The organism is Massilia sp. BSC265 (assembly GCF_000740675.1).
Taxonomy (GTDB): Bacteria; Pseudomonadota; Gammaproteobacteria; order Burkholderiales; family Burkholderiaceae_D; genus Telluria.
In genome coordinates, this window is the sequence record NZ_JPXI01000022.1 from 116,727 (window position 1) to 124,062 (window position 7,336).

Consider the following 7,336-nt stretch of genomic DNA (forward strand, 5'->3'; position numbering starts at 1 on the left):
TCGCGTTGGCGGGACAGCGCACGGGACAACAGGCGGACAGCCAGGTGTGACGCTAGGCGGCGGCACGCAGGGTTCGCGCCGCGGCCACCATGTTCTCCAGCGCCGGCATCACCTCGTCCCAGCTGCGCGTCTTCAGGCCGCAGTCCGGGTTGACCCAGAGCTGCGTCGGCGGAATGCGCGACGCCGCCGCGCGCATCAGGCCGACGATCTGCTCGCGGCTCGGGATGTTGGGCGAATGGATGTCGTAGACGCCGGGGCCGATGCCGTTCGGGTAGCGGAAGCCGTCGAAGGCGTCCAGCAGCTCGAGGCCCGAGCGCGAAGCCTCGATGGTGATCACGTCGGCGTCCATGGCGGCGATCGCTCCGATGATGTCGTTGAACTCCGAATAGCACATGTGGGTGTGGATCTGCGTGTCGTCGCGCACGCCGTTGGCGGCGATGCGAAAGGCATCGATCGCCCAGCCCAGGTAATTGTCCCAGCCTGCGCGGCGCAGCGGCAGGCCTTCGCGCAGCGCGGCCTCGTCGATCTGGATGATGCGCACGCCGGCCTGCTCCAGGTCGAGCACCTCGGCGCGGATCGCCAGCGCCAGCTGGCGGCAGGTAAGGGCACGCGGCTGGTCATCGCGTACGAACGACCAGTTGAGCATCGTCACCGGCCCGGTGAGCATGCCCTTTACCGGCTTGCTCGTCAGCGACTGGGCATGGCGGATCCACGCCACCGTCATCGGGCGCGGGCGGCGCACGTCTCCGTACAGGATGGGCGGCTTGACGCAGCGCGAGCCATAGGACTGCACCCAGCCGTTGGCGCTGAAGGCGAAGCCGTCGAGCTGCTCGCCGAAGTATTCGACCATGTCGTTGCGCTCGGCCTCGCCATGCACCAGGACGTCCAGCCCGAGCGCTTCCTGCGCCTGCACGCAGCGCGCGATCTCGGCCTGCATCGCGGCGCGGTAGCCGTCGTCGCCGAGTTCGCCGCGCTTGTGGCGCAGGCGCGCCTGGCGGATCTCGGGCGTCTGCGGGAAGGAGCCGATGGTGGTGGTGGGGTAGGGCGGCAGCGCGAGCACGGCCGCCTGCACCGCCGCACGCTGGGCATGTGGACTGGCGCGCCGGCCCAGTGCGGGGGAGAGTGCGCCCACGGCCTCGGCTACCTGCGGCTGGTGCACGCGCGGCGAGGCGCGGCGGCGGTCGACGGCGGCGGCGTTGGCGATCAGTGCGTCTTGCACGCCGACGCGGCCGTGGTCGAGGGCGGACTGCAGCAGCCGCAATTCCTCCAGCTTCTGTACTGCAAAAGCGAGCCAGGAACGGAGCTCGGGGTCCATCCCGGTCTCCAGTTCCAGGTCGGCCGGCACGTGCAGCAGCGAGCACGAAGGCGCGATCCACAGGCGCTCGCCCAGGCGGCGCGCGACCGGTTCAAGCCAGGCCAGGGTCGCATGCAGGTCGGTCTTCCAGACATTGCGGCCGTCGATCACGCCGAGCGATAGCACCCGGTCCGAAGGCAGCAGCGCGATCGCAGCCTCTACTTCGTGGGGGGCGGCGATGGCGTCCAGGTGCAGGCCGGCCACCGGCAGGGCGCAGGCCAGCGACAGGTTCTCTTCCAAGGCGCCGAAATAGGTGGCCAGCAGCAGCTTCGGGCCATGGCCTGCCAGATGGGCGTAAGCGTCCGCACAGGCCTGGCGCCAGCGCGCGTCGAGGTCTGTGACGAGCGCCGGCTCGTCCACCTGCACCCACTCGACGCCCTCGGCGCCCAGCCAGTCGAGCAGCTCGGCATAGACCGGCAGCAGGGCCGGCAGCAGCGCCAGCCGCTCGCTTCCATCCTTCGATTTGCCGAGCCGGAGGTAGGTGAGGGGGCCGAGGATCACCGGCTTGGCGCGCACGCCGGCGTCGCGCGCTTCCTGCAGTTGCTCGCGCAGGCGCGTCGTGTCGAGCGCGAAGCGGGTAGCGCCGTCGAACTCGGGCACGATGTAGTGGTAATTGGTATCGAACCACTTGGTCATTTCGCCCGCATGCACGCAGCCGCAGGCATCGTCGACTGTGGCACGGCCGCGCGCCACCCGGAAGTACTGGTCCAGGGGGCTGCCGCCATGGCGGCGCGCGCGTTCGGGGATGTTCCCGAGGGTGAAGCTCATGTCGAGCACGCCGTCGTAGAGCGAGAAGTCGCCCACCGGAACGAAGTCGAGGGCGGATTGCCGGGCCCAGTGGCGTGCGCGCAGCCGGGAGGCCTGCGCCTGCAGGTCCGAGTCCAGCGAAGGATCTTTCCAGTAGCGCTCCAGGGCGAACTTGAGTTCGCGGTGCGTTCCGATGCGGGGGAAGCCGAGGTTGTGCGTGATGGTCATGGTGTGGTTCTGTCGATGTGTACAGCCATGATAGGACGGACAACTCATGAATAAAATTGATATGATTTCATATATCGATCGATTCCATTCATGAGTCATGCTTGAGCGTATCCACCTCACCATCCTGCGCGAAGTCGAGCGCCGCGGTTCGCTGACGGCCGCCGCCGACAGCCTGCACCTGACCCAGTCCGCGCTGAGCCACGCCATCCGCAAGCTCGAACAGGGGCTGGGCGTCGAGGTCTGGACCCGCGACGGCCGCAGCCTGCGCCCGACCCCGGCCGGCCTCTACCTGCTGGACCTGGCCCGGCGCCTGCTGCCCCAGTTCGAGCACGCCGAGAGGCTGATGGCGCAGGTCGCCGAGGGCCAACGCGGCACCCTGCGCATCGGGATGGAATGCCATCCCTGCTACCAGTGGCTGCTGAAGGTGGTGGCGCCCTACCTCGCCGCCTGGCCGGACGTCGACGTCGACGTCAAGCAGCGTTTCCAGTTCGGCGGCATCAAGGCGCTGGAAGAGTGGGAGATCGACGTGCTTGTCACGCCCGACCCCCTGCACAAGGCCGGCCTGCGCTTCGTGCCGGTGTTCGACTACGAACAGGTGTTGGTGGTCGGCAGCAGCCACCGCCTGGCCGGGCGCGAGTACGTCGACCCCTCCGACCTGCTGGACGAGGTATTGATCACCTATCCGGTCGACATCGACCGTCTCGACATCTACAAGGCCTTCTTCCTGCCGGCCGGATGCGCTCCGCGCCAGCGCAAGACCATCGAGACCACCGACATCCTGCTGCAAATGGTGGCCAGCGGCCGGGGAGTGGCGGCGCTGCCGCGCTGGCTGGTGCAGGAGTACGCCGCGCGCATGCCGGTGCTGCCGGTGCGCCTCGGCCCGGCCGGTATCCCGAAGCAGATTTTCCTGGGGACGCGCGAGGACGATGCGCGGATTGACTACCTGGATGCCTTCATCCGGCTGGCGGCCAGCATCGGTGACAATCCTTGAGATTCGGTGCGCTGACCGGCTGTTAGGCCTTCTCCACTCCCGATGAAATCGGCCACCTGCACCGCGCTGGAACGGCGGCAGGCGGGAGATCGGACGAGATGACGGCAACATCGGCGGCGATCCCGTCTTTATAGCTGGAAATACACTATCCAGGCCACAAGCATGGACGCCGTTTTGTCGCAGGCTTGCCACATCCATCACGGTAAATCGCGGTTTACACCCGCCGCCGGGTTGACTGGCCGGCAAAGCGGTTGACCCACTTGCGCATCGGGTCTATACTCGCGAGTTCTCGATTTATTCTGCACATGGTATACGCATTCGCAGCCGCTCCTTCGGTGAGTGGCTATCGTCGCCTCTGCCGTGGGTACCGAATCCGGGACTAGGTTTCAGTCCCCGGACAAGCGCAACAACGGTCCGGGTCATCAACGTAGTAACTTTGTTGGATTTTTGAACGATGCCAACCATCAATCAACTGATTCGCAAGCCGCGTGAAGCCGCGGTTGTGAAGAGCAAGTCCCCGGCACTGGAAAACTGCCCGCAGAAGCGCGGCGTTTGCACCCGTGTCTACACCACGACCCCGAAGAAGCCGAACTCGGCACTGCGTAAGGTCGCCAAGGTGCGCCTGACCAACGGTTTCGAAGTCATTTCGTACATCGGCGGTGAAGGCCACAACCTGCAAGAGCACAGCGTCGTCCTGATCCGCGGCGGCCGTGTGAAAGACTTGCCGGGTGTGCGTTACCACATGGTCCGCGGCGCGCTGGATACCCAGGGCGTGAAAGACCGTAAGCAGGCTCGCTCGAAGTACGGTGCGAAGCGTGCCAAGGCCGGCGCCAAGAAGTAATGCTGCGATCTCGTCACATCGAGGTCACATTTAAAAGTTAAGTTGAGCCGGCCGGAAGGCCGAGTAAGTGAAAGATCATGAGGGTCTTTCGCGAGTGCGGATCCCGCACTCAACTGAAGATAAAGGAATCGAAATGCCACGTCGTCGTGAAGTACCCAAGCGCGAAATCCTGCCGGATCCGAAATTCGGCAACACCGATGTCGCCAAGTTCGTCAACGTTCTGATGCTGTCCGGTAAGAAATCGGTCGCTGAAAACATCATCTACGGTGCGTTCGAATACATCCAGACCAAGTCGGGCAAAGACCCGCTGGAAGTGTTCACGACCGCGATCAACAACGCTAAGCCGCTGGTGGAAGTCAAGTCCCGCCGTGTCGGTGGCGCCAACTACCAGGTGCCAGTGGAAGTTCGTCCGGTTCGTCGTATGGCGCTGTCCATGCGTTGGTTGCGCGAAGCCGCAAACAAGCGCAGCGAAAAATCCATGCCGCAACGTCTGGGTGGTGAACTGATGGAAGCGGCTGAAATGCGCGGTGGCGCAATGAAGCGCCGTGACGAAGTGCACCGCATGGCAGAAGCGAACAAGGCGTTCTCGCACTTCCGCTTCTAAGCACATGGCCAAACCCCTTCGGGTGGTGCGGCCTGCAGTATCCGTTGTTCAGGCCGGGCGCGTTTTGATCCTCAAAATGTTGCCCGGTTTTGTCCATTCAAAGATTTAGGAAAAATTATGGCACGCACTACCCCCATTGAGCGCTACCGCAACATCGGTATTTCCGCTCACATCGACGCCGGTAAAACGACGACCACCGAGCGCATCCTGTTCTACACGGGTGTGAACCACAAGATCGGTGAAGTGCACGACGGCGCCGCTACCATGGACTGGATGGAGCAGGAGCAAGAGCGCGGTATTACCATTACCTCGGCAGCGACGACCTGCTTCTGGAAGGGTATGGCCAACAACTTCGAGCCGCACCGCTTCAACATCATCGATACCCCGGGCCACGTCGACTTCACCATCGAAGTGGAACGTTCGATGCGCGTCCTGGACGGCGCATGCATGGTCTATTGCGCAGTCGGTGGCGTGCAGCCGCAGTCGGAAACCGTGTGGCGTCAGGCTAACAAGTACAAGGTCCCGCGTCTGGCATTCGTCAACAAGATGGACCGTACCGGTGCGAACTTCTTCAAGGTGTACGAGCAGATGCGCGCCCGCCTGAAGGCCAACCCGATTCCGCTGCAGATCCCGATCGGCGCCGAAGACAACTTCAAGGGCGTGGTCGACCTGGTCAAGATGAAGGCGATCCTGTGGGACGACGCTTCGCAGGGCATGAAGTTCGACTACGTCGACGTGCCGGCCGAACTGGTCGACACCGCCAACGAGTGGCGTGAAAAGCTGGTCGAAACCGCCGCGGAAGCGTCGGAAGACCTGATGAACAAGTACCTCGAAGAAGGCGAACTGACCGAAGCCGAGATCAAGAAGGCGCTGCGCGAGCGTACCATCAACGGCGAAATCGTCCCGATGATGTGCGGCACCGCATTCAAGAACAAGGGCGTGCAGGCAATGCTGGACGCGGTCATCGAATACCTGCCGTCGCCAGTGGACATTCCGCCGGTCGGTGGCACCGACGAAGACGACCAGCCGGTCACCCGCAAGGCCGACGACAACGAGAAATTCGCTGCGCTGGCATTCAAGATCATGACCGACCCGTTCGTCGGCCAGCTGATCTTCTTCCGCGTGTACTCGGGCGTCATCAATTCGGGCGACACCGTCTACAACCCGATCAAGGGCAAGAAGGAACGCGTCGGCCGTATTCTGCAGATGCACGCCAACCAGCGTGAAGAGATCAAGGAAGTCCGCGCCGGCGACATCGCCGCTGCAGTCGGCCTGAAAGAAGCAACCACCGGCGAGACCCTGTGCGATCCGTCGGCACCGATCATCCTCGAAAAGATGGTGTTCCCGGAGCCGGTCATCCAGCAGGCAGTCGAGCCGAAGACCAAGGCTGACCAGGAAAAGATGGGCCTGGCACTGAACCGTCTGGCTCAGGAAGACCCGTCGTTCCGCGTGCGTACCGACGAAGAATCGGGCCAGACCATCATCGGTGGTATGGGCGAGCTGCACCTGGAAATTATCGTTGACCGCATGAAGCGCGAATTCGGCGTGGAAGCAACCGTCGGCAAGCCGCAGGTTGCTTACCGCGAAACCATCCGCAAGGCAGTCACCGACGTCGAAGGCAAGTTCGTCAAGCAGTCGGGCGGCCGCGGCCAGTACGGTCACGCTGTCCTGTCGATCGAGCCGCAAGAGCCGGGCAAGGGCTTCGAATTCGTCGACGCCATCAAGGGCGGTGTGGTTCCGCGCGAATACATCCCGGCAGTCGAGAAGGGTGTTCGCGAAACCCTGACCAGCGGCGTGCTGGCTGGCTACCCGGTCGTGGACGTCAAAGTCACCCTGACCTTCGGTTCGTACCACGACGTCGACTCGAACGAAAACGCGTTCCGCATGGCGGGCTCGATGGCGTTCAAGGACGGCTGCCGTAAAGCCAACCCGGTCATCCTCGAGCCGATGATGGCCGTGGAAGTGGAAACGCCGGAAGACTACGCCGGTACCGTGATGGGCGACCTGTCGTCCCGCCGCGGTATGGTGCAGGGCATGGACGAAATCCCGGGCGGCGGCGGCAAGATCATCAAGGCCGAAGTCCCGCTGTCGGAAATGTTCGGTTACTCGACCTCGCTGCGTTCGGCAACCCAGGGCCGCGCGACCTACACGATGGAGTTCAAGCACTATTCGGAAGCTCCGAAGCACGTGATCGACGCTATCGTGACCGCGAAAGCCAAGTAATAAAAAAAAACCGGGGGCAGGTTTCACGAGAACCTGCTCCCAACAACAGCTAAAAAACAATACGTTTCTTTTAAAGGAAGATAGGAAATGGCAAAGGAAAAATTCGAACGGACCAAGCCGCACGTCAACGTCGGCACCATCGGTCACGTTGACCACGGCAAAACCACCCTGACGGCTGCAATCGCAACCGTTCTGTCGAAGAAGTTCGGCGGCGAAGCCAAGGCCTACGACCAGATCGACGCGGCTCCGGAAGAAAAGGCACGCGGCATCACCATCAACACCGCGCACGTCGAGTACGAAACCGCAAACCGTCACTACGCCCACGTTGACTGCCCGGGCCACGCCGAC

At 63.3% G+C, this 7,336-nt stretch carries 6 protein-coding genes; 5 read left to right on the plus strand and 1 reads right to left on the minus strand.

The annotated features are described in order from the left end of the window. Positions 1-52: 52 nt before the first annotated feature. Entirely contained in the window at positions 53-2,329 is a 2,277-nt protein-coding gene (metE, locus tag MA09_RS03920; protein ID WP_036245625.1) for a 5-methyltetrahydropteroyltriglutamate--homocysteine S-methyltransferase, read from the minus strand. Positions 2,330-2,426: 97 nt separating this feature from the next. On the opposite strand from metE, the gene MA09_RS03925 reads away from it, so the two are divergent. From MA09_RS03925 to MA09_RS03945, 5 genes are all read left to right on the plus strand, one after another. After that, positions 2,427-3,320, plus strand: a complete 894-nt coding sequence (locus MA09_RS03925) for a LysR family transcriptional regulator (RefSeq protein ID WP_036245626.1) — start codon at positions 2,427-2,429, stop codon at positions 3,318-3,320. Positions 3,321-3,774: 454 nt separating this feature from the next. Next, positions 3,775-4,161 (plus strand): 30S ribosomal protein S12, encoded by a 387-nt coding sequence (rpsL, locus tag MA09_RS03930; RefSeq protein ID WP_027867278.1) that lies wholly within the window; start codon positions 3,775-3,777, stop codon positions 4,159-4,161. 133 nt (positions 4,162-4,294) lie between these two features. Continuing rightward, positions 4,295-4,765, plus strand: coding sequence for a 30S ribosomal protein S7 (gene rpsG, locus MA09_RS03935; RefSeq protein WP_036245627.1), 471 nt, complete (start codon positions 4,295-4,297; stop codon positions 4,763-4,765). A 117-nt stretch (positions 4,766-4,882) separates the two neighbouring features. Next, positions 4,883-6,988: an elongation factor G gene (fusA, locus tag MA09_RS03940; protein ID WP_036245629.1), complete on the plus strand. Its 2,106-nt coding sequence runs from the start codon at positions 4,883-4,885 to the stop codon at positions 6,986-6,988. An 87-nt stretch (positions 6,989-7,075) separates the two neighbouring features. Further along, a partial coding sequence (locus tag MA09_RS03945) for a GTP-binding protein (protein ID WP_036245631.1) occupies positions 7,076-7,336 on the plus strand: 261 nt, incomplete at its 3' end.

Bases quoted from the DNA above. Each gene is read 5' to 3' on its own strand.
- metE (WP_036245625.1), bottom strand. From the start codon at position 2,329: ATGACCATCACGCACAACCTCGGCTTCCCCCGCATCGGAACGCACCGC.
- MA09_RS03925 (WP_036245626.1), top strand. From the start codon at position 2,427: ATGCTTGAGCGTATCCACCTCACCATCCTGCGCGAAGTCGAGCGCCGC.
- rpsL (WP_027867278.1), top strand. From the start codon at position 3,775: ATGCCAACCATCAATCAACTGATTCGCAAGCCGCGTGAAGCCGCGGTT.
- rpsG (WP_036245627.1), top strand. From the start codon at position 4,295: ATGCCACGTCGTCGTGAAGTACCCAAGCGCGAAATCCTGCCGGATCCG.
- fusA (WP_036245629.1), top strand. From the start codon at position 4,883: ATGGCACGCACTACCCCCATTGAGCGCTACCGCAACATCGGTATTTCC.